Genomic DNA, 22,102 nt, shown 5'->3' with positions numbered 1-22,102 from the left:
TCTTTGTGCCTCAAATTTAATTAAATAAGATGGCATACGCAGAAATGTTGACCGATAAAGGGTTAATGAAAATCGAATTTTATACAGAAGATGCTCCGATTCACGTGAAAAATTTCATTGATCTTTCGGAGAAGGGCTTTTATGATGGAGTAATTTTCCACCGAGTTATTGCTGATTTCGTGGTACAAGGGGGCGACCCAACCGGAACGGGAGCGGGTGGTCCGGGTTATTCAATCCCATGTGAATTAACTGGAAATAATCAATTCCATGATCGTGGAGTACTTTCTATGGCACATCGTGGACCAAATACAGGTGGTTCTCAGTTTTTCATTTGCCACTCTCGTAACAATACGGCACACTTAGATCGAAAGCATACTTGTTTCGGTAAAGTTGTTGAAGGTCTTGATGTAATCGATCAAATCCGCGAAGGAGATGTGATTCAAAGCGTTAAAATCATTCACGACTAATGCATTTTATCAAGGAAATACCGAATGACTCCATGCGCATTTCGCTTTTCGAATGGAACTCGAAGTACATTTTGAAATTCGAAACCCCGCATTTGGAACAGAGTTATAAATACTCCGTCATGGACTTTTCCTCCCAAAAAGAAATAGAGGAGCTGGCATCCAGCTCCTCCTTTCAAAAATTTGTCATTGAGACCTTTCAGTCGATGTATGCTGAAAAGGCAAAGTATATCGATTAATTACCTCCTAACCACTTATGGCGTAATTTCAACTGTGCGTCACTCGGTTTTTCAACGGATTGAATCACAAATGATTTGAGTGGAGTTTGACTAATTGTTAGATCAAACGTACGTTCCATGCCATCGCGTTTCACACGAAATTTCAATACATCACCTACTTTTTTGTCGGCAAGCAACTTATCCACCCCAGCAAAATCCACTTGATTTACTTGCACGATCTCATCGCCCACATTTAATCCTGCTACGAATGCTGGACCTGCTTTATAAATCGAAGTAACCCGACCAGCCATGGCATTAAATCCTGCAAATGGAATTGATTTACCTGTATTGACATCAGACCACGAATAACCAAATTGGCCAAATAATCCAGCATAATCAGGTGTTTTTACACCATAAATCGATTCTTTAAAGAAAGTAGCGGCAGAAGTTCCCGCAACAGTGGTAAATGCATTTTCAAGTTCCGCATCCGTAAATCCGCGACCTTGTTTCAAATAATACGTTTGATATAAAAGTTTGAAAACGTCGTCCAATGAATGAGCACCTTTGGTTTGGCTGATGATCCACATATTCAAAACCCCACCCAATAAAGAACCTTTGTCATAATAAGAAACCGTTGAATTTCGAGAATTCTCATTCGGACGGTAATATTTGATCCAAGCATCCCAGCTTGCCTCAGCAGCAGATTCCACCTGATTACCTGGCGTATTCTCAACACCAGCAATTTCTTCACCTAAACCTTTGATGTAATCTGTCGTAGAAACCATACCCGTACGCTGATTGATGACATCGGCATAATAGCTCGTTATACCTTCTGAGAACCACAAATTGTGCGTATAATTCTCATTTTCGTAGTCAAAAGGTCCTAAAGATTTAGGACGAATGCGCTTTATGTTCCATAGATGAAAATACTCATGGGCCAATAGGTTCATAATTCCCTGGTAACCTTTCGCTGTCTCATAATTAGAACGCGTTACCTGACAAGTTGTGGAGTATAAGTGTTCCAACCCGCCACCACCACGGTTTAAATTATGGATGATGAACAAATAGTGATCGCAAGGATGTTCGCCAACTACTTTTTGTGCTTCCTCCGCCATCTTCTTTACATCGGATAAGAATTTCACCGAATCGACTTTCGCAGGACCATAAAAGGCAATTTGATGGGGAATATTATTCACCTTAAAATCCCAAACCTTGTGGTTTCCAATTTCAATAGGTGAATCAATTAATTCATCTAAGTCCTTTGCGACATAATTAAAGCCACCCACATTTTTTAAGGCAGTTGACACCCGTTTAAAGTCTTTATGCGGCACAATACTAAGTTCCTGTGGTTCTTTGGCCCATTTGGCCACATATAATAATACACTAGCAGGATTGATGTAACCGTGCGCATCATCTAAAAATGAAGTACGAACAGAAAGTTCAAATGCATAAACTTGGTACTTGACTTGTACTTGTTTCATACCAGGCTTCAAGGAAATGCGCCAGGTGTTTTTTGAGATTTTGTCAATAGGTAAGGAATTTCCTTGTGCAGTTGCATGTACTTGTTCCACATTTCGTGCGAATTCACGGATAAGATAAGAGCCAGGTGTCCAAGCAGCCATCTTCAAATCGATGTATTTTGCCGTTTCCTTACTAACATCTAAGGTAGTTGTCACTTCAAAGTAATGGGATTGTGGGTTGGACATTTGAACGAGATGCTTAATCGGAGCGGCACTTAGTTCAAATCCCAGAAATAATAGGCTTAGGATTGCTAATTTCTTAAGATACATTGATTTAAAGTTTATTAGGATGAAATAGAAAACCTAAAATTAGTAAAATAGGCCGTATCTCCTAAGAAATAGCTATTAATTGGTAGGGAGCACCTAAAATAAATCAAAAGCCTCAAACAATAAATTAAAAGAAAAATCGTATTTTTGATTCAATGTGCATGTTGTAAACATTTTCAAATGAATAACCATTCAAGATCGATTCGCTGGGTCTCAGCTTTCTTTTTTTTCTGCGTGAGCTTGGGGGCCTTTGGCCAACAAACACTTAGTTTCAAAGATCATACTTTACATTTTCGTCAGGCCAAAGAATACTTTGATGCAAAGAATTATGTGGCTGCACGAGAAGAATTCAATGCCTATCTTGGGAGTATTGAACCATTAAGTAATGAGCAAGCTGGGCAAAGGGTTTTAGCAGAATATTACATGACCATGTGTTCATTGTACATGAGCCAGCCTGAGGCCGAGATTTTAGCCGAGCGTTTTGTGGCAAATAATCCAGAACATCCGCAAGCAATTAAGCTTTTACGTGGCATTGGTACGTTTTTCTATGACAATGGCGATTATGCCAAAGCTGTTAAATACCTGAGCAAATCATCTGAAACCAATCTAGAAGCTAAATATAAATTAGCCGTTTCGTATTACGAACTCAAAAACTTCACTGAAGCCTTGCCTTATTTTAATGAGATAAAAGTAGAGCAGGAAGAAGAATATGCGCTTTCTGCTGCATATTATGCCGCGGTAATTCAATTCAATGACAAGCGTTACGCTGATGCAGCACCAGATTTCCAAAAGGCGGAAGCAAGTAGTAAGTACCGTCGGGAAATTCCCAATTGGATTGCGCTTTGCTATTTCAACCAATCAAAATTCAATGAATTATTGAATTATGCAGAACCCATACTCGTAAAAAAGAATTCCGGTTACCGATTAGATGAGTTATCCCAGCTCGTGGCCGATGTACAATTTAAACTTGAGCGTTTTGAAAAAGCAGCTAAAAGTTATGATGTGCTAATCAAGGCAACAGGAAATAAAATCAATCCAACGTCTCAATACCGCTTAGGCTATTCATTATACCGCATTAAAAAGTTTAATGAGGCAGCTACCCAATTGAAAGGTTTAGCAAGTCAAAAAGACTCTTTGGGTCAATATGCTGCATTTACACTTGCACTTTCGCAGTTAAATGCGGGAAATTTGGCGGCAACTTTAGAAGCTTTTGATTTAGCGAAAAACCTAAGTTTTAATACCCAAATTCAAGAAGAAGCCTATTATAACCACGCTAAAGTACAGTTAGATTTAGGGCGAGCATCTGAAACCATTCAAGAAATTCAGGCTTTCAATGCGAAATTTCCAAAAAGTAAATTCACAGAAGAAGCGGTAGAATTAGTTGCTGATGCGTTTTTACATGCCGACAACCTAAAGGTGGCCTTAGAATATTTGCAAGGATTAACGAATCGATCTCCTAAATTAAACGAGGCCTACCAGACATTAAGTTATAATTTAGGTGTTCGTGCCTACAATGAGGAACATTTTGATGAGGCCATTAAGTTATTTGATATTTCGATTAATACCCCTCAAAAGGCTCAATACACGCAATTGGCCTTACTTGGAAAAGCAGAGACGCTATCTCAGTTAAAGAAATTCGATGAGGCCATCGAATTATATAATCCATTATTGACCGGCAAAGGACAAACCGAAGATTTCATCCAACAAGTTCGCATGGGACTTGCGTTCGCCTATTTTAATACGAAGGATTTCACAAAAGCGAATAATCTTTTCAAGGCATATGTTGATCGATTAAAAGCAGCGCCAAACTCAAAAAACAATCCTGCTATCTTAATTCGATTAGCTGACACGTATTTGATTTCACGTAAATATCAAGATGCGTTGACCTATTATTCACAAGCTGCAGAAATCGCTAAAACTGAAAAAGATTACGCCTTGTATCAAAAAGGAATGACGCTTAGTTATTTGAACCGCGATGCAGAAGCAAGACAAACCTTCAAGCAGGTTCGAATGAATTTCCCAGATTCTAAATTCGCCGAAGATGCCATTTTCCAAGAGAACATCTTATTGTTTAATGGACATAAGTACAAAGAGGCGATTGCAGGCTTTACAGAAATAATTGATGCCAAAACCAAGAGTGAGTACCTAGCGCAATCGATTTTAAAACGTGCTCAAGCGTATACAAATAATGAGCAATTTGAATTAGCTCTTGCGGATTACAAACGCATTATCAATGAATTCTCTGGTGACAAAATTGCCAAAGATGCATTGATCGGCTTGCAAGAGAATTTAATTAAAGTGGGTCGTCCAGAAGAATTTGGCCAAGTATTGGAGAATTACCAAGCAAGTCATGCGTCTGAATCCAACGATGCTGAGGCTATGGATTTGAAATATAGCGCAGCAAAGGGTATTTATGATGGTAAGAAATTTGACAAAGCAATTCCTGCCTTGAAGGATTTTGTGACCAAATATCCAACGGATGAGAATGTCGTGGAAGCCTATTATTTAATTGCGGATGCGGCAGATCAAATCAAGGATTCCACGGAAGCAGTTGCTGCCTACAAAAAGGTTGTCGAGCAAAATGCGCACCCACAAGTAAATAAAGCCATTTTACGTACGGCTGAATTAGAATTCAACTTAGGTAATTACCAGTCATCTGTGAATTTCTACCGGATGCATCAGGCAAAAATCAAAGAACCTGAAAATGTATTAATGGGCTACACCCAAATCTTCAATGCTTTCTATGCAGCTAAAAATTTAGATTCAGTTGGCAAAGTAATTCTAGAGGTAGAGCCCTTAGACTTGTATTCGACCACAGAATTAGCAACGATGAGTCGTAAACTTGCGGATTCCTATTCGGATAGTACGCAAATAGGTCAGCGCAATGAATGGTTAACTAAAACAATCGCTTTAGATAAAAATGATATTGGGGGTGAAGCGCAAATTGAATTTGCCTTGCAATTAAGCCAAGTAGGAAAATACAAAGAGTCAAATGAAATGATTACCACCAAATTCAAAAATGAATTTGCGGATGTTTCAGATGGCGTCATAGGTAAAGCCTATGTATTGTTGGCCGACAACTTTGTGTCCCTAAAAAATTTAGCACAAGCGCGAGCAATCTTAAAATCGATTATTGATAACTCAACGGATAATGCGATTGTTGAAGTGGCCAAAACGAAATTAAAAAGCTTACCCCTTAAATAAGAGAACATGAAAATTAAAATGAACGCAAAATCAATCATCCTTTGCAGCTTATTTGGAATCTTGGGGGTACAAGTACAAGTCTTGGCTCAAGATAAAAAGGAAGGAAATATTCAGAATGATGATATCATTTTAGAGAAAGAGCGTAAAATTGTACTCCAACCGCAAATTTCGCGCAATTTTGAGCCCTTAACTGAAATTGAAAATGCGCAAAAAGGGCGCAAAATGAAGTACGAATTTTTTGATCGTAGATGGGAAACAGCCAACAAAACGATTTTAACGACTTCTGTAATTGGTCCTCGTACAGGAGATGAATTAGTTTCTTCTTTTGGTCCAAAGTTTAAAAACTTAGTTAAAATTGGCGCTGGTAATTTCGGACATACTGTTTTGAATGGCCATTTTGGATTTAATCCAAAGGAGACTCAATTTCATGGATTATACATTAATCATGATGCTAATCGGCGCGGACCTGTAGCTGGAGCGAATTCAGGGCGGAATGAAAATGAAGTAAAAGCGTATTCAAAAACCTTTACGGGCCAGTATTTATTGGATGGTCAAATCAGCTTCAGACGTACTGGTAATAATTACTACGGACGTGATGAGAAAATATTTGATGGCAGTGGAACAATCCGTGATCTAGCCATTACGTATAATAAGTTCAATTATGCCGGTAGTATTTCCAATGCAAAGAAAGATGCCAAATTTGATTACATCGCTACCTCCGGATTAACTTATTTAAGCACAAACTACAATACGCGTGAATGGATTTGGGATAGCAAAATTCAATCTATCTTACATGTGAACGATAATTTGTCGGCCTATTTAGTTGGTGAAATGAACATGTCTGAAAACACATTTGGCCAAACGAATCGCCGGGAGTTATACCGGATTAAACCGAGTTTCCTATACAAGAATAATCGCTTGTCGGTGACTGCAGGAATTAATTTAGCGAATGAAAAAGATAGATTGTTAGGTGTAAATAAGACCCGTTTATTCCCCATTGTAAAATTGGATGTGAAGCCTACCGACTTTATACATGTGTTCGTGGGCTTAGGGGGTGAAACTTATTTCAATTCATTGAATCAGTTTGTTGGTGAGAATAATTGGATGGCTCAACAAGTTAACTTGCGTAATACGGTTCAAACATCAAATATTTATGGTGGGGTTAAGGGCTCAAATGAACGCAACTTAGATTTTGAAATGAAAGTTTCCTATTCTGAATTCAGCGATTTGGCGTTTTTTGTTCCAGCGACTGACTCAACTCGATTTAATATTGCCTACGCGGGAGGGGATAAGAAAGTTCAGGTATTGAATTTGTCGGGACAGATCAATTATCAAACCTTCGATAAGGTTTTATCAATTCTAAAATACGACTACAATCAATTTACGAATATTAATATTGCGGATGGAAAGGCGATTTCGAGACCATTGTTGAGTTTATCTTTTACGAATTCAATCACATTTAAAGATCGTATCATTGTATCGCCTGACTTATTCTACATAGGCGGACTTTATGGTATGCAAGCTAAAACGGGCAAATCAGTCAAAATGGATGACATTATTGATTTGAATTTGAAAGTAAATTATTTGATCACCAAAAAATTCAATGCCTCTGTCAGTGCAAATAATTTGTTGGGTAAAGAATATCAACGATATTTGAACTATGCTACCCAAGGACTTAACTATACGGTAGGTGTAGCTTATTCTTTTTAGTCAATATGCAAGAAACGATTGTATCCCTTATCGAAGAATCTTTACTCAACTATGATTGCGTGGTAATTCCGCAGTTTGGTGGTTTCGTTCTAAATACAAAAGATTTTACATTTGATGAATCGACTTCAACTATTTATCCGAAACGTAAATGGGTTGCCTTTAATGAGCGTTTACGATCGGATGATGGCGTATTAGCCATGGCATTAGCTCAAAAAGAAGGATTAAAACAAAAAGATGCCTTTAAAGCCATACATGATTTTGCCCTTGCATTAAATCAGCGAATTCAAGCAGGTGAGGAGGTTATTTTGGGGAAAGTTGGGACATTCACCTTACAGAATGAATCAAAAATCACCTTTGAACCTAATCCTGATACTAATTTTGATTTAGCTCAATTCGGTCTAATACCTGTACAAATAAAGCCAAAGGCTCAAAAGCCGGTATTAATTTCTAATCCAGTTGTAGAATCAATGACCGATGCTGCACCTGTGGTTGCTGAGGAAAAACAAAAGCGAGTATCAGTTAAGTTTTATACCTATGTGATCTTGGCATTTATGCTAGGGGGTACCGCTGCTTATTATTTAACCGAGCCTAATTCGCGGTATGTAAATAGTTCGATGAGTCCATTGACTATTAAGATTAAGAAAAAAGAAAAAGTAGCCACGCCAGTAGTTGCTGCTAAATCGGTTACTACTACTGTACCAGAGGTAGCGAAATCAGTTGAAAAAGTTGAACCTATCCCTTCAGACGAAATTTATTTAGTCGCTGCAAGTTTTTTGACAGAGGAAAAAGCAGCCCTTTGTCAATCGGAATTAGTCAGCAAGGGCTTTACTGACGTCGAAATCATTGAAAAAGAAGCAGGAGAGAAGCATTTCCGGGTAAGTGTAGGACGCGTAGCAAATTTTGATTTAGGTTATCAAAAAGCCGCTGAATTAAAGAAAGACAAGAAATTAGATATTTGGGTGTTTAAAAAACAATAGTACCTATGAGCTTAGCATATTCAGATAAAAAGTTCGAAAAAAGCAATCAGCGTAAGGCTTTAGCCATAACTTTAGCGATTAATACGCTGTTGTTTTTGCTAATTTGGCAGGTAAAAATTTGGAATGATTCACCCAATCCGCCGGCAATCCCTGTAGAAGATGCTGGTATGGGTGAAATTAGTTTTGAACAAGAACCACCGGCTCCAGCCCCAGCACCTCAGAAACAAGAATTAACTCAATCAACTGCCGATGCCGTTCAAACGACATCAACACCTGCATTAACAAGTAACATAGTTAGTCCAGTGACCGTTAAAGCCCAACCGCCGGTTCCCGTAGAACCAAAAGAGGTGGAGGAGCCCGTGGACTTATCATTAACTCTTGGTAAACGTAGTCCAAAAGCTGGTTCTGCTTCTGGAGCAGGTGGTGGAACAGGAACAGGTGCTGGATCTGGAAAAGGTTTAGGAACCGGTCTTGGTGGCGGTGGTCGTGGATCTGGAAATGGAACCGGGCAAGGTGAGGGTAAAATTGCACAAGATTGGACATTTGATACCAAGGCTTTGAACGGTATAGAAAATGGATCTGAAACAGGGGAAATTACCTTCTTCATTCGGATCAACGAACGTGGTAATGTCACCGAGATTAGAATTGACCGGACAAACGTCAAACTTTCTTTAGCAGAACGTTATAAAAAACTCATCAAAAATTCCCGTTTTTATCCACGCAGTGAAGGTATTTCACGCGGTGCTAGTGGATTTAAAACGATCAAAATTGTCCCTACAAACTAATTCAGGATATTTTGACTGGTATGACTTACGAGGAGGTTGTCAACTTCTTATATGCCCAACTTCCTGTATTTCATCGGGAAGGTAAAAAAGCGTTCAAGCCAGGATTAGGGAATATTCAACAATTGGCGGCTCAGCTAGGTAATCCCCAACAGCATTTTAAAAGCTTACATATTGCAGGTACAAATGGAAAGGGGAGTTCATCCCATTTTATGGCTTCTATCTTGCAGGAGCAAGGATTTCGAGTTGGCCTCTACACATCTCCGCATTTAAAATCATTTACAGAGCGAATTAAAGTCAACGGAAAAGAAGTTTCTAAAAAATGGGTGGTTGCATTTTTCCAGAAACATCAAGACTTAATTTCTGAAATCAGACCTAGTTTTTTCGAATGGACAGTCCTTATGGCCTTTGCCTATTTCCAGGAACAAGGTGTGGATTATGCAATCATTGAAACAGGATTGGGTGGACGGTTGGATTCGACAAATATCATTGAGCCTATAGCGACGTATATCACGAACATAGGCTATGATCACCAAGATATTCTTGGGGATACCTTAACAGAAATTGCTTCGGAAAAAGCAGGAATTATAAAAAGCCAGATTCCGATACTCATTAGCGAAAGACAAGAAGAAATTCAAGCAGTTTTTGAAGCCACGGCACTGGAACGTAATGCCCCGCTTCAATTTGCAACTGATGTGGTAAAGATTTCGCAGGTGAGCCAAAACGGTTTAGAGTTACACTTGTTGGCACATACGGAAGTTTGGGGTGATTTAGAGATTATTAGTCCTTATGCTGGCGCGTATCAGGTGCATAACATACGTGGCGTCATTGCCTGGTGTGCTCAATTGAGTAAAATGCATGTTTTACAACTGACAGCACGATCAGTTCAACGGGGAATTCAATTGGCAAGAGAAAATACCCAATTACGTGGAAGATGGGAGATTATGGGTCGAGAACCTTGGGTGGTAGCAGACACCGCACATAATGCATCTGGAATTACGGAGGTATTAGGTCAGGTGGCTAAAATGAAAATAGCTCAGCTTCATATCATTTTGGGCATGGTCGCTGATAAGGATTTGGATCGTGTGTTAGGTTTGTTTCCAACAGATGCGCAGTATTATTTCACCCAGGCTTCGAATCCGAGAGCCTTATCAGCCAATGAACTTCAAGCTAAGGCAAATATCTTCGGATTGCAGGGTAAGACATTTACCAATGTCAATGTCGCGCTAGCAACGGCGCGCAAGACGCAGGCAGATTTTATATTAATTACAGGAAGCACCTATATGGTCGCTGAAATAGCTGAATAGATTTTGAGTCGAAGAAAAACATACAAATACGAATGGGCTGAGGCTTTGGCCAATGTCATTCAAAGTCCCAAAGATTTTTTTGAACATTGCCAAGGAAAATGGCTTGCTGAATATTTCCAAAATTCAAATCCGATTGTCTTAGAGCTGGGGTGTGGCCGAGGAGAATACACGAATGGATTGGGCCAGTTATTCCCAGATAAAAATTTTATAGGGATTGATATTAAAGGAGATCGTCTCGCAGCAGGTGGAAGGCAGGCGGAAAGTATGCAACTAAAGAATGTTGCCTTTTTACGAATTCAAATTCAATTTATTGAAGACTTCTTTTTGCCAAATGAGATTGATGAAATTTGGATCACTTTTCCGGATCCACGTATGAAGGACCGGGATGAGAAGAAGCGCTTGACTTTTCCGTTCTTTTTGAAGAAGTATTTACGCTTATTAAAACCTGGAGGGATTATACATTTAAAAACGGATTCAGAACCGTTCTTCGATTATTCGCTGGAGCAGTTTCATGCGCACCAACTACCTATATTGGCCCAAACAAAGGATTTATATACTTCGGAATGGAATGAAGATCATTTTGGGATAAAGACCCGGTTTGAAAAAATTTGGTACGATAAGGGATTTACAATCAATTATGCGCGGGTAGAAAACAAAAAAGAGGCATAAGCCTCTTTTTTGTTACTAATATGTAGTTCGAATTATCCTACGCGAGCGATCAAATCAGCTGCACGAGAAGAATATCCAAATTCGTTGTCATACCAACCAACAACTTTCACTAGGTTACCCATCGCTGTTGTTAATTTAGAATCCAAGATACATGAGTGTGAATTTCCAATGATATCGATAGAAACGATTTCGTCTGTTGTAAATTCTAAGATACCTTTCATTGGGCCATCAGCAGCAGCTTTCAAAGCAGCATTGATTTCAGCCACAGTAGCATCTTTCTTCAATACAACCGTAAAGTCTGTCACAGAACCATCTGGAGTAGGTACACGCATCGCGTTTCCGTCTAATTTACCTTTCAAGTGTGGTAAAACTAAACCAACTGCTTTAGCAGCACCTGTAGATGTTGGAATAATTGAATAAGCAGCAGCACGAGAACGACGTAAATCGGAGTGAGGTGCATCTTGCAAATTCTGATCAGCTGTGTAAGCATGAACAGTAGTCATAAATCCTTTTTCGATACCGAATGCGTCATCTAAAACCTTAGCCATTGGAGCTAAACAGTTTGTCGTACAAGAAGCATTTGAGATAATTGTCATATCATCTGTTAATGTATCATCATTAACACCTAATACAACTGTAGGAATATCACCTTTAGCAGGAGCGGAGATAATAACTTTACGCGCACCAGCTGTTAAATGTTGGCCAGCACCATCTTGATCAATAAAACGACCTGTTGATTCTAATACAACGTCGATTCCTAAAGCACCCCAAGGTAATTGTTTTGGATCACGCTCAGCAAAAGCTTTGATTACGTGACCATTGACAGTAATGCTATCTGCATCTGAAGTAACAGTTCCGTTAAAACGTCCGTGTACTGAATCGTACTTTAACAAGTGTACTAAAGTAGCGTTGTCAGTTAAATCATTGATTGCAACGATTTCTACATTTTCTTTTTCCAATAAACGACGGAAAGTAAGTCGACCGATGCGACCAAAACCATTAATGGCAACTTTAATTTTTCTCATTGAATGAATTAATTTGATTTCCTTATTAAAATCAAAAATAGCCAATTAATAGAATAATTCCAAGAATAGTGCGAAAATACCTTGATTTAAACGTTTTAAATCCATATTAAACAATTGTTAATCGAACAAATCTAATTTAGTTAAAATGCTAATTAAGGCATTTTTTGATAAATTTACCTCGGATACGTTTTTTATTCAAAAATATTTTGCATATTTGAGTATGGAAATGCTTCGCAAATCGAGTGGGGCAGGGGAGTGACAGAATGTCACTTGTTTATTTGGCTAATTTTCAAGCCTTTTTACACAAAACATTATTTGGAACAAAATATCAACTAACTGATAATCAGTAAGTTAGCTAATTAAAGTTGAAGTTAAATTCTTGGTGGAAAATTGGCATTTTTGTGGCCTTATTACGCCCAATCAAGATTTATTTAGCTGAAGAGTCGAGATAAAAATCTTTTATTGGTAATTTGCACTCCTAAATTTTTGCATACATATTTTATGAATTCAGTAGAACAAATCATTTTGTCGGCCTGGGACAAACCGGAGACAAGAAATACCCCAGAAGTTATCGCGGCGATTGAACAAGTAGTAGCATCCGTAGATGCTGGCGATTTACGTACCGCTGAACCAAAAGCCGATGGAACATGGCAAGTAAATGAATGGGTGAAGAAAGCCATTGTCATGTATTTCCCTATTCGTCAGATGACTGTAAGTGAAGTGGGCATTTTTGAATACCATGATAAAATGCGTTTGAAAACAAATTATAAGGAATTGGGAGTTCGCGTTGTACCTCCAGCTGTGGCACGATATGGTGCGTTTTTGGCAAAAGGAACGATATTAATGCCTTCTTATGTCAATATTGGTGCGTATGTAGACGAGGGAACGATGGTAGATACCTGGGCGACCGTTGGCAGTTGTGCCCAAATAGGCAAACATGTACATTTAAGCGGTGGCGTTGGAATCGGTGGAGTATTAGAACCACCACAAGCTGCTCCGGTAATTATTGAAGACGGTGCGTTTATTGGTTCTCGTTGTATTGTGGTAGAAGGAGCTCATATTGGGAAAAAGGCAGTTTTAGGTGCTGGAGTAACCATTACAGGTAGTTCTAAGATTATTGACGTAAGTGGACCTGAGCCAGTGGAGTATATTGGATATGTTCCTGAAAACTCAGTTGTTATCCCAGGATCTATTCAAAAGAATTTCCCTGCTGGCACGTACGGAGTACCTTGCGCCTTAATTATTGGTAAACGAAAAGAAAGCACTGATTTAAAAACCTCATTGAATCAAGCCTTGCGCGAGAACAATGTGGTAGTCTAAACCAAAATCTATCCTTACCTTTATAACCCGGTTCAAACAACCGGGTTTTTTTATGGAAAATGAATTAAGAATTGGTGAATACAATCACCTACGAATTATTAAAGAAGTCCCATTTGGATTATACCTCGACGGGTATGAAGACGAAATCTTACTTCCTCTACAATATGTACCTGAAAATTATCAGATAGATGATTTTATTGACGTATTCATTTACCGAGATTCAGAAGATCGCATCATTGCCACGACTTTAAAACCAAAGGCTACCATCGATCAATTTGCCTATCTAGAAGTAAAATCCGTTACTCCACTGGGTGTATTTATGGATTGGGGTTTAGCCAAAGATCTATTCGTTCCATTCAGCCAACAATTCCAAAAGATGTCGGTAGGTAGATCTTATTTTGTTTATATCTATTTAGATGGACAAACTGATCGTATCGTCGCATCAGCACGCATTGAAAAATTTCTTCCCGTCACCGATGGTAGTGAATTTACAATTGGAGACAAAGTATCAGCCATTCCATTCGAACACACCGATTTAGGAATCAAATGCTTGGTAAACAATTGTAAAATTGGAATGCTATTTAAAAATCAGGTGTTTACAAACTTAACTTTTGGCGAGCCGACTGATGTATACATTAGTAACGTAAGGGCAGATGGTAAACTTGATTTACGTTTAGAACAAGTGGGCATGGTCCGCATCGATGCGCAAGCTGAGCGTATATTAAATGCGATAAAAGCCAGTAATGGTGTCCTTAAATTACATGATAAAAGCCCTGCTGAGGAGATCTATTTTGAATTAGGTATGTCTAAAAAGGACTTTAAAAAGGGAGTTGGTTCTCTTTACAAAAGTAAATTGATCACGTTGCATTCGGATTGTATATCACTTTTGTAAATCACATTTGTCTTCGAAGTTCAGTTTGTTTTTGTTAATTTATAATTTACTTTTGTAATACCATTTGTTTACAAAAACCAATTATGAATTTAAGTGAAAAGATAGAATTGTTAATCAAGCGTAAGCAACTAAGCGCATCACAATTCGCTGATAAATTAGGTATTCCTCGTAGTAGTATATCACATATTCTTTCTGGCCGCAATAAGCCAAGCTTAGATGTAGTTCAGAAGATATTACGTGTGTTTCCTGAAATCACAGCTGAAGATTTATTATTTGAGGATCGTACGCTAGGATCTGTGGCTGTAGCTAAAGAAATTGTTCCAGCCCCTTCAACTCCTTCTCTTTTTGACCCAATTTTACCAACGCCCTCAGAATCCGTTAAAAATAATTCGCCTGAACAAACGATCGTACAATCAAATCTCAGACGCACCAGAGAAAGCAGTCATGTTGAGCGTAATTCCAACGTTCCAGTAACCGCTTCGGTGGCAAACCCAACTTACCTAGAAAAGAAAATTGAGCGCGTACTAATTTTCTATACGGATGGGACTTTTTCAGAAAGCAAGCCACAGTCTTAGGATTTTACAATACCCAAACTTTTCCACGACTTATCCACAGTTGTGAACAATTGTGGATTAATTTCACCACTTATCCACAATTTTATGTGGATAAGTGTGGATAATGTGCACAAATGGACCATATAGCTAGCTAAATGGCTTTTTAATTTGCATAATTAATTGTTTAATTTTAAAGGAATAACGCTTAAAATATGCAAAAACTCGATTCTTTAAACCAAGTAGCCCAGTTTCATCAAACATTTGGTGCACCCATTGTGGATAAACCAGGTATTCCTAGCGCAGAACGCTGCCAGCTCCGCGTAAGCTTGTTGGCAGAAGAACTAGAAGAGCTCAAAGTAGCCATAGCTGCGAATGATTTAGTTGAAATAGCCGACGCTTTATGTGATTTACAATATGTCCTTTCAGGAGCTGTTTTGGAGTTTGGCATGGGTGAAAAATTCGTCGAATTATTCAATGAAGTACAGCGATCCAATATGTCAAAAGCTTGTCAAAGCTTAGCTGAAGCAGAAGCAACGGTAAAATTTTATGCAGATAAAGATGGTACTGAAGCAGAAATTTTAGAAGAAAATGGCTTGTGGAAGGTATATCGCAAGGCGGACAATAAAGTACTTAAATCTATTAATTATTCCCCAGCAGACCTGGTGAGTATCTTACGCTAAATGGTCAAAATCTTATTAATTGAAGATGAGCCAAAAACAGTTCAATCCTTAAAACAAGGATTAGAAGAGAATAATTATGTCGTTGAAGTGGCTTATGATGGGAATATGGGGCACCAGTTAGCCATTCGTAATGCCTATCAATTAATCATTTCAGATATCATTATTCCAGGTATCAATGGCCTTGAGCTATGCCGAAAATTACGGGCAGAAGGTATTCAAACACCTATATTGATGTTGACCGCATTAAGTACCACCGACGATAAAATAGAAGGGTTTGATGCAGGAGCGGATGACTATTTAGCTAAACCTTTTGACTTTAAAGAATTTTTAGCTCGTGTTAAAGCGCTAATTAAACGTTCCAATCAGACGATGATTGAGGCACAGGTATTGAAATTTGCCGACTTAGAATTAGATCTTACGAGTAAAATTGTCTCTCGTTCTGGACAGAAAATAAACCTAACAGCCAAAGAATTCCAGTTGATGGAATACTTTCTTCGCAACCAAGAAAAAGTCATTTCTAAGGCTGAAATCGCCGAAAATATCTGGGAAGTTGAGGATGAGAATAGCTCAAATTTGATCGAAGTATATGTGAATTACTTGCGAAAAAAGGTAGATAAGGGCTTTTCAAGCAAATTGATTCATACACAATTTGGTATGGGATACATTTTACGACAAGAATAATGCAGATACGTTCCAGACTAACATATCAGTTTACGTATTTAGTTTCGGCGATTTTATTCGTTTCGTATTTCATTATCTATGTTTTCACCCAGCAGAACTATAAAGACAAATTTTACAGTCGGCTGCGCCAAAAAGCAAATACCGCCGCAGAATTATTAGTCAACGTAAAACAAGTTGATTCTAAGCTATTAAGAATCATCGATCGCGCTAATCGCGATATCTTGTATCGAGAGAATATAATGGCCTATGATACATGTAATGAGCGCATTTATCGATCGAATGATACGATCAACTTTCATATTGATGTCAATCGTGTACGCGAAGTTTTCAAGAAGAAAGAAGTTCGATTTGAAATGGATGATTTGGAGGTACTCGGTACTGTATTTGTGACTCCGGAGGGCCAAATAGTCGTTTTTGCGGGTGCGGTTGACCAATATACCGTCGAAAATGCAAAGGATTTAAAGAACATTCTAATCGCTTTGTTTCTCTTGTTCGTTTTTATCGTGGTTATATCCGGTTGGTTCTTTGCGGGTAGGGCAGTAAGTCCTATTTCTGAGGTCATTAAACAAGTGGATTTATTATCGCCCAAACGTTTAGAACAAAGGCTGGAAACAGCAGATTCGGAGGATGAAATCGGCAAAATGGTAGCAACCATTAACCGTTTGTTAGAGCGAATCGAAAGTGCCTTTCGGTTTCAGAAAACATTTATTGCCAATGTTTCACATGAGTTAAAAAACCCATTAACGAAGATTTCGGCACAATTAGAAGTTAGTTTGTTAAATGAGCGTTCCACAGCAGATTATAAGTCGACAATTGCCTCAGTTTTAGAGGATACACAAGATTTGGCAGCAATTACTGAATCCTTACTTGAATTAAATAAAATCAGTGTTTCTGACTACCAAGCAGGTTTTCAGTTGATTCGAATTGACGAAATACTTTGGGAAGCGCGCAGTTTAACACAGAAGTTAAATACGTCCTATAAAGTACTATTTGATACACAATTCATGCCCGAGGACGAAGAGTTATTGATGATCAAGGGCGATGAAAAACTGATCTTAACAGCCATTAAAAATTTAATGGAAAATGCATGCAAATTCAGCCCAAATAAGCAGGCTTTTGTACAGCTGGCCATTGAGCATAACAAGATTGTTATCGAGGTGAAAAATGAAGGAAAAGGTATTCCTGAGGCTGATTTACCTTATATATTCCAACCATTCTTTCGCGGCGAAAATACAGCCAATTCGAAGGGCTATGGCATCGGTTTATCACTTGTTGAACGGATCGTACATTTACACACTGGCCAAATTACCGTACAATCTGAATTGAATGGCTGGACGACGTTTAGTATTAGACTCTAAAATTAGACGCTAGACGTTGGACGTTAGACATTGGAAGCTATATAAAGGAGGTTATTCGTAAAAAATGTAGGAACGCGATTCTCGCGTCTAATTATCCACAAATACGCGAAGTATCGCTTATCTACGGTTACTATTTAATTTGTTATATAATTTATATTATGTTAAATAGGTATTAGATAAACCTACAATAGCTTCTATTACTCGACCTTCTTACTTCTTACTTCTTACCTAAAAAAAAGACTGCACATTTCTGAGCAGCCTTTTCTTAATGACTAACGTCTAATGTCTGACGTCCAGCGTTTTATCTTTTAATCTACTGACTTTTCCATTTTCAACTCACGGTATACTTGGCGCAAGATCTCCTTTAAGTCATCATCTTTCTTCACAACCAACGCACGCTCAAAATATGGTAAAGCCTCTTTGTATTTAGCCGCAATTTGCTCCTCTACCGCCTTACCTTCTTTCTTATAGGTTTCCATGTCCATTGCATTCACTTTGCGCTTTATTTCAGCCGCATCATTGTATGACATCGCACCTAATTGATACAAAGCATCATAATAATTCGCATCTACCTCTAAGGCACGAATATAGAAACCTGGTAATTCTTCGCGCAATTTGGCAATTTTACCTTGTAATTCGTCCATTTTGGCTTTATTCGCTGCCACATCCCCTACTGCCTTTTCTGCTTCAGCTTGCTCATCCATTAACAACTTCAATTCGTCATTATCAGCCTTAATCGATGCCTCAATTTTATTGATTTGTGCTTGGTAAACTGGCTTTTGCTTCGGCTGAGCCGTTTTCAACTTCGCCTTCACACGCTTTAACTCATCCACATAAACCTCTGCCTTATCTTTTTGAGAAGCAACCTTACGTTTTGCACTTTCAACTTTAATGGCAGCTTCTGCAATTTTGTTCACCTCATCCTTCAAGCCATTGATCTTATTTTCATACAATAAGCCCAAATTAAACAAATTCATCACATCCTTAGGATCCTTTTCAACCGATCCCTTCAATTGAGTAATCGCCTGATCGATACGATTGAAAGAAATCAACATATTGAATTTCTCATTACGTAAATCCTTATTCGATGGATAAAGCGCAATACCTTGATCTAACATAGCCAAAGCCTTCTCCTCTTCCTTAGCTACCTTGTAAATTTGAGCTAAACCATATATAATAGCCATATCCTTACCGCCAATCGCCATATAATGCTCATACGACTTGCGCGCCTCTGCATCTTTTTGACACAATTGTGCAACAACCCCCGTGTACATCGCAGACATCGTGTCTTTCGGTGCTATTTCAGATGCCTTGGACATATACCGGAATGAAGATAAATAATCCTTTCCTTGGTATTTAATGACACCTACGTTCATCAATGCGCCATAAGCCTTCTCTCTTCCATCCAATAATTTCTCTGCATCCTTCGCTATCGAACCTTTTTTACCATCTTTTGTATCCAATTTAACTGCTTCAGCAATGTATTCAATTGCTTTAAATGAAGCCTCTAAATCCAATGTAGAAACGGTCGAATCTGGGAAAGATGCCAAATCAAAGTAGGCAACCGCACGATCTAACCATAATCTTGGCTTCGTAGGTGATTTCTTTACCGATTCATCTGTCTTTTTAACAGCATCCAAAATACTCTTCTTTTGTGCTTCGACCAAAGCCTTGTCCACCTGAGCGAACGTTGAGCCTGCGGCCATGACCACAGTAATCAGGGTTAAAACTACTTTTTTCATATGTTTAGTTAAATTAAAAAAAAGCCCGTATGCACATACGGGCCAAAAAATTATTCTTCTGTTTGCTCTTCAGCTCCATCCACATTTGGAGTCTCCTCCCCTGCTTCATCTTCTGAAGTTTGATTCATTACCGCTCCTTCTACTATCTCAACACCCTCAGTCAACACTACCTCTTCCGGTTCTGGTTCTTTCTCAATTTTAGTTACTGATGAAATTTCATCTGTCTCATTTTTTAAACGAATCAATTTCACCCCTTGCGTATTGCGACCCATCACACGTAACTCAGCCACACTTGTGCGAATTAAAATACCCGCCTTCGTGATAATCATCAAGTCATTATTATCATTTACTTCCTTGATAGCCACCAAATTACCCGTTTTCTCCGTGATATTCAAGGCTTTAACCCCTTTTCCACCCCGATTAGTCAAACGGTAATCTTCAACCTCTGAACGCTTACCAAATCCCTTCTCAGACACAACTAATAACTGTTGAACCTCAGGATCTGACACACAAACCATACCAATTACCTTCTCCGTAGCAATCGACTCATCAATCCAAATACCTTTCACACCCGCAGCAGTACGGCCCATCGGACGTACACGTGTCTCTTCAAAACGTACTGAACGACCTGTATTCGTGGCAATAACAATCTGATTATTTCCATTGGTTAAGGCAACATCTAATAAACGGTCTCCTTCACGAATCGTGATCGCATTGATACCATTTTGACGTGGACGCGAATAAGCCTCTAACGAAGTTTTCTTAATCGTTCCATCCTCTGTACACATAACAATGAAGTTATTATCAATGTAATCCGGATCCGTAATCGATTTCACATTGATCACCGCACGAATTGTATCCCCATTCTCAATATTCATCATATTTTGAATTGGACGGCCTTTCGAATTCTTAGAACCCTCCGGCACTGCATAAACGCGCAACCAGAAACACTTACCACGCTCTGTAAAGAATAATAACCAATTATGCATCGTTGCTGAGAACAAATGCTCCGTATAATCATCATCTTTCGTAATCACCGCGCGTGATCCTACGCCACCTCGCGTTTGTGAACGATACTCGGTAATCGGCGTACGCTTGATATATCCTTGCGCAGAAACAGTAATCAACATCTCATCATCCGCAATCATATCCTCTACCGAGAACTCCTCATCCGTCATGTTAATCTGCGTACGACGCTCATCGCCATAACGCTGCTTCATCTCCAATAACTCATCTTTGATAATTTGTAACTGACGCTCTGGCTTAGCCAAAATGTCTTCCAAATCATCAATCAACTTCATGATTTCCGCATACTCATTCATGATCTTCTCACGTTCCATGCCAGTTAAGCGTTGTAAACGCATCTCTAGAATAGCCTTCGATTGAATCTCAGATAAATTAAACGTACTCATTAAGCCTTCTTGCGCCGCATTCGGATCCTTCGAATTACGAATCAACTTGATGACCGCATCCAAATTATCCAACGCAATAATAAAGCCTTCCAAAATGTGTGCACGCTTACGCGCTTCACGCAAATCAAACTGCGTACGGCGAATAATCACCTCATTCCGATGCTCCACAAAATGATGAATCAAATCCTTCAGATTTAACATCATCGGACGACCCTTCACCAAAGCCACATTGTTTACACTAAATGACGATTGTAATGCTGAAAATTTGTACAAATTATTCAATACCACATTCGCTACGGCATCACGCTTCAAATCAAAAACAATACGCATTCCTTGGCGATCCGACTCATCACGAATCTCAGAAATACCCTCGATACGCTTATCATTCACCAAATCAGCACATTGCTTAATCAAAGAAGCTTTATTAACCATGTACGGAATCTCCGATACAATGATCTGTTCTTTACCCGATTTTGACGTATCAAATGTCGCATTTCCACGAACAACGATACGACCTCTACCAGTCTCAAATGCATTTTTTATACCTTGAACACCGTAGATGGTACCTCCTGTTGGAAAATCTGGAGCCTTAATGTATTGCATCAACTCGGCAATCGTAATGTCACGATTATCAATATACGCACCAATACCATCAACCACCTCAGTCAAGTTGTGTGGCGCCATATTCGTCGCCATACCCACCGCGATACCTGAAGTACCATTCAACAATAAATTGGGAATTTTAGCAGGAAGAACAGAAGGCTCATCCAAAGAATCGTCAAAGTTAGGCTGAAAATCAACCGTTTCTTTGTTCAAATCACCCAACATCTCATCCGCAATACGCTTCAAACGTGCCTCCGTATAACGCATCGCTGCGGGAGAATCACCATCGACAGAACCAAAGTTACCTTGACCGTCAACCAAAGGATAACGCAATGACCAATCTTGGGCCATACGCACCATCGTATCATAAACAGATGAGTCACCGTGCGGGTGGTACTTACCTAGAACCTCACCGACAATACGTGCCGATTTCTTGTATGATTTATTATAACTAACACCCAACTCCTCCATACCGTACAAAACCCGACGATGCACCGGCTTCAAACCGTCACGCACATCTGGTAAGGCACGAGAAACAATGACCGACATTGAATAATCAATGTACGCCCCTCTCATTTCATCTTCGATGTTGATTGGGATAATATTCGTTTGTAATGACATAAATAATGATTTGATTCGTTGAACAACCCATGTTCAATCATTCCTTTTGAAAGGAAAAAACAGAGATTTTCAATAGGTACAAATATCTCAAATTCT

At 38.9% G+C, this 22,102-nt stretch carries 18 protein-coding genes; 14 read left to right on the top strand and 4 right to left on the bottom strand.

What is annotated here, in order from left to right; translation table 11 throughout:
- The first annotated feature begins 29 nt into the window (after nucleotides 1-29).
- Nucleotides 30-467, top strand: coding sequence for a peptidylprolyl isomerase (locus U0R10_RS03065; RefSeq protein WP_377982366.1), 438 nt, complete (start codon nucleotides 30-32; stop codon nucleotides 465-467).
- A complete protein-coding gene (locus U0R10_RS03060) occupies nucleotides 467-703 on the top strand; it encodes a hypothetical protein (RefSeq protein ID WP_377982365.1) in 237 nt (78 codons plus the stop codon). Before U0R10_RS03065 ends, U0R10_RS03060 begins: the two co-directional genes overlap by 1 nt.
- Here U0R10_RS03060 and U0R10_RS03055 read toward each other — a convergent pair.
- A complete protein-coding gene (locus U0R10_RS03055) occupies nucleotides 700-2,472 on the bottom strand; it encodes a M61 family metallopeptidase (RefSeq protein ID WP_377982363.1) in 1,773 nt (590 codons plus the stop codon). The genes U0R10_RS03060 and U0R10_RS03055 overlap by 4 nt on opposite strands.
- A 177-nt stretch (nucleotides 2,473-2,649) precedes the next feature.
- Here U0R10_RS03055 and U0R10_RS03050 point away from each other — a divergent pair, with 177 nt between their 5' ends.
- From U0R10_RS03050 to trmB, 6 genes are read left to right on the top strand one after another with little or no spacing between them, the layout of a single operon-like run.
- The gene (locus tag U0R10_RS03050) at nucleotides 2,650-5,673 is read left to right on the top strand and encodes a tetratricopeptide repeat protein (protein ID WP_377982361.1); all 3,024 of its coding nucleotides are present in this window, start codon (nucleotides 2,650-2,652) and stop codon (nucleotides 5,671-5,673) included.
- 6 nt (nucleotides 5,674-5,679) lie between these two features.
- A complete protein-coding gene (locus tag U0R10_RS03045; RefSeq protein WP_377982359.1) occupies nucleotides 5,680-7,383 on the top strand; it encodes a porin family protein in 1,704 nt (567 codons plus the stop codon).
- A 5-nt stretch (nucleotides 7,384-7,388) separates the two neighbouring features.
- Nucleotides 7,389-8,360, top strand: a complete 972-nt coding sequence (locus U0R10_RS03040; protein WP_377982358.1) for an HU domain-containing protein — start codon at nucleotides 7,389-7,391, stop codon at nucleotides 8,358-8,360.
- A 5-nt stretch (nucleotides 8,361-8,365) separates the two neighbouring features.
- Nucleotides 8,366-9,145, top strand: coding sequence for a hypothetical protein (locus U0R10_RS03035; protein ID WP_377982356.1), 780 nt, complete (start codon nucleotides 8,366-8,368; stop codon nucleotides 9,143-9,145).
- A gap of 20 nt (nucleotides 9,146-9,165) precedes the next feature.
- Nucleotides 9,166-10,449, top strand: coding sequence for a bifunctional folylpolyglutamate synthase/dihydrofolate synthase (locus U0R10_RS03030; RefSeq protein WP_377982354.1), 1,284 nt, complete (start codon nucleotides 9,166-9,168; stop codon nucleotides 10,447-10,449).
- 3 nt (nucleotides 10,450-10,452) lie between these two features.
- Complete coding sequence (gene trmB, locus U0R10_RS03025) at nucleotides 10,453-11,118, top strand: tRNA (guanosine(46)-N7)-methyltransferase TrmB (protein ID WP_377982352.1); 666 nt, start codon at nucleotides 10,453-10,455, stop codon at nucleotides 11,116-11,118.
- Between the two features lie 32 nt (nucleotides 11,119-11,150).
- Here trmB and gap read toward each other — a convergent pair whose 3' ends face one another.
- Nucleotides 11,151-12,143, bottom strand: a complete 993-nt coding sequence (gap, locus tag U0R10_RS03020) for a type I glyceraldehyde-3-phosphate dehydrogenase (protein ID WP_377982351.1) — start codon at nucleotides 12,141-12,143, stop codon at nucleotides 11,151-11,153.
- 501 nt (nucleotides 12,144-12,644) lie between these two features.
- Between gap and U0R10_RS03015 the strand changes: the two genes are divergently transcribed.
- The 6 genes from U0R10_RS03015 to U0R10_RS02990 all read left to right on the top strand — a co-directional run bounded on the left by U0R10_RS03015 (nucleotide 12,645) and on the right by U0R10_RS02990 (nucleotide 17,628).
- On the top strand, nucleotides 12,645-13,463 hold the full coding sequence (locus U0R10_RS03015; RefSeq protein ID WP_377982349.1) for a 2,3,4,5-tetrahydropyridine-2,6-dicarboxylate N-succinyltransferase: 819 nt from the start codon (nucleotides 12,645-12,647) through the stop codon (nucleotides 13,461-13,463).
- A gap of 52 nt (nucleotides 13,464-13,515) precedes the next feature.
- Nucleotides 13,516-14,355, top strand: coding sequence for a CvfB family protein (locus U0R10_RS03010; protein WP_377982347.1), 840 nt, complete (start codon nucleotides 13,516-13,518; stop codon nucleotides 14,353-14,355).
- Nucleotides 14,356-14,438: 83 nt separating this feature from the next.
- Nucleotides 14,439-14,930 (top strand): helix-turn-helix transcriptional regulator, encoded by a 492-nt coding sequence (locus tag U0R10_RS03005; RefSeq protein ID WP_377982345.1) that lies wholly within the window; start codon nucleotides 14,439-14,441, stop codon nucleotides 14,928-14,930.
- A gap of 191 nt (nucleotides 14,931-15,121) precedes the next feature.
- Nucleotides 15,122-15,589 carry a pyrophosphohydrolase domain-containing protein gene (locus U0R10_RS03000; protein ID WP_377982343.1) on the top strand — a complete coding sequence of 156 codons (468 nt, stop codon included), beginning with the start codon at nucleotides 15,122-15,124 and terminating at the stop codon, nucleotides 15,587-15,589.
- Complete coding sequence (locus tag U0R10_RS02995; protein WP_377982342.1) at nucleotides 15,590-16,270, top strand: response regulator transcription factor; 681 nt, start codon at nucleotides 15,590-15,592, stop codon at nucleotides 16,268-16,270.
- Nucleotides 16,270-17,628: a HAMP domain-containing sensor histidine kinase gene (locus U0R10_RS02990; protein WP_377982341.1), complete on the top strand. Its 1,359-nt coding sequence runs from the start codon at nucleotides 16,270-16,272 to the stop codon at nucleotides 17,626-17,628. Before U0R10_RS02995 ends, U0R10_RS02990 begins: the two co-directional genes overlap by 1 nt.
- Nucleotides 17,629-17,936: 308 nt before the next feature.
- On the opposite strand, the gene U0R10_RS02985 is transcribed toward U0R10_RS02990, so the two are convergent.
- Together U0R10_RS02985 and gyrA are read right to left on the bottom strand one after the other, a co-directional pair.
- Complete coding sequence (locus U0R10_RS02985) at nucleotides 17,937-19,370, bottom strand: hypothetical protein (RefSeq protein WP_377982339.1); 1,434 nt, start codon at nucleotides 19,368-19,370, stop codon at nucleotides 17,937-17,939.
- Nucleotides 19,371-19,420: 50 nt separating this feature from the next.
- On the bottom strand, nucleotides 19,421-22,006 hold the full coding sequence (gene gyrA, locus U0R10_RS02980; protein ID WP_377982337.1) for a DNA gyrase subunit A: 2,586 nt from the start codon (nucleotides 22,004-22,006) through the stop codon (nucleotides 19,421-19,423).
- Nucleotides 22,007-22,102 lie beyond the last annotated feature (96 nt).

This window comes from Aquirufa avitistagni, assembly GCF_042715545.1.
In the GTDB taxonomy this organism is placed as follows: domain Bacteria; phylum Bacteroidota; class Bacteroidia; order Cytophagales; family Spirosomataceae; genus Aquirufa; species Aquirufa avitistagni.
This window is presented reverse-complemented; position numbering and strand designations above follow the sequence as displayed.

Excerpts from the sequence above, each read along its gene's own strand:
- U0R10_RS03065 (WP_377982366.1), top strand. The coding sequence starts at position 30 with ATGGCATACGCAGAAATGTTGACCGATAAAGGGTTAATGAAAATCGAA.
- U0R10_RS03060 (WP_377982365.1), top strand. The coding sequence starts at position 467 with ATGCATTTTATCAAGGAAATACCGAATGACTCCATGCGCATTTCGCTT.
- U0R10_RS03055 (WP_377982363.1), bottom strand. The coding sequence starts at position 2,472 with ATGTATCTTAAGAAATTAGCAATCCTAAGCCTATTATTTCTGGGATTT.
- U0R10_RS03050 (WP_377982361.1), top strand. The coding sequence starts at position 2,650 with ATGAATAACCATTCAAGATCGATTCGCTGGGTCTCAGCTTTCTTTTTT.
- U0R10_RS03045 (WP_377982359.1), top strand. The coding sequence starts at position 5,680 with ATGAAAATTAAAATGAACGCAAAATCAATCATCCTTTGCAGCTTATTT.
- U0R10_RS03040 (WP_377982358.1), top strand. The coding sequence starts at position 7,389 with ATGCAAGAAACGATTGTATCCCTTATCGAAGAATCTTTACTCAACTAT.
- U0R10_RS03035 (WP_377982356.1), top strand. The coding sequence starts at position 8,366 with ATGAGCTTAGCATATTCAGATAAAAAGTTCGAAAAAAGCAATCAGCGT.
- U0R10_RS03030 (WP_377982354.1), top strand. The coding sequence starts at position 9,166 with ATGACTTACGAGGAGGTTGTCAACTTCTTATATGCCCAACTTCCTGTA.
- gap (WP_377982351.1), bottom strand. The coding sequence starts at position 12,143 with ATGAGAAAAATTAAAGTTGCCATTAATGGTTTTGGTCGCATCGGTCGA.
- U0R10_RS03015 (WP_377982349.1), top strand. The coding sequence starts at position 12,645 with ATGAATTCAGTAGAACAAATCATTTTGTCGGCCTGGGACAAACCGGAG.
- U0R10_RS03010 (WP_377982347.1), top strand. The coding sequence starts at position 13,516 with ATGGAAAATGAATTAAGAATTGGTGAATACAATCACCTACGAATTATT.
- U0R10_RS03005 (WP_377982345.1), top strand. The coding sequence starts at position 14,439 with ATGAATTTAAGTGAAAAGATAGAATTGTTAATCAAGCGTAAGCAACTA.
- U0R10_RS03000 (WP_377982343.1), top strand. The coding sequence starts at position 15,122 with ATGCAAAAACTCGATTCTTTAAACCAAGTAGCCCAGTTTCATCAAACA.
- U0R10_RS02995 (WP_377982342.1), top strand. The coding sequence starts at position 15,590 with ATGGTCAAAATCTTATTAATTGAAGATGAGCCAAAAACAGTTCAATCC.
- U0R10_RS02990 (WP_377982341.1), top strand. The coding sequence starts at position 16,270 with ATGCAGATACGTTCCAGACTAACATATCAGTTTACGTATTTAGTTTCG.
- U0R10_RS02985 (WP_377982339.1), bottom strand. The coding sequence starts at position 19,370 with ATGAAAAAAGTAGTTTTAACCCTGATTACTGTGGTCATGGCCGCAGGC.
- gyrA (WP_377982337.1), bottom strand. The coding sequence starts at position 22,006 with ATGTCATTACAAACGAATATTATCCCAATCAACATCGAAGATGAAATG.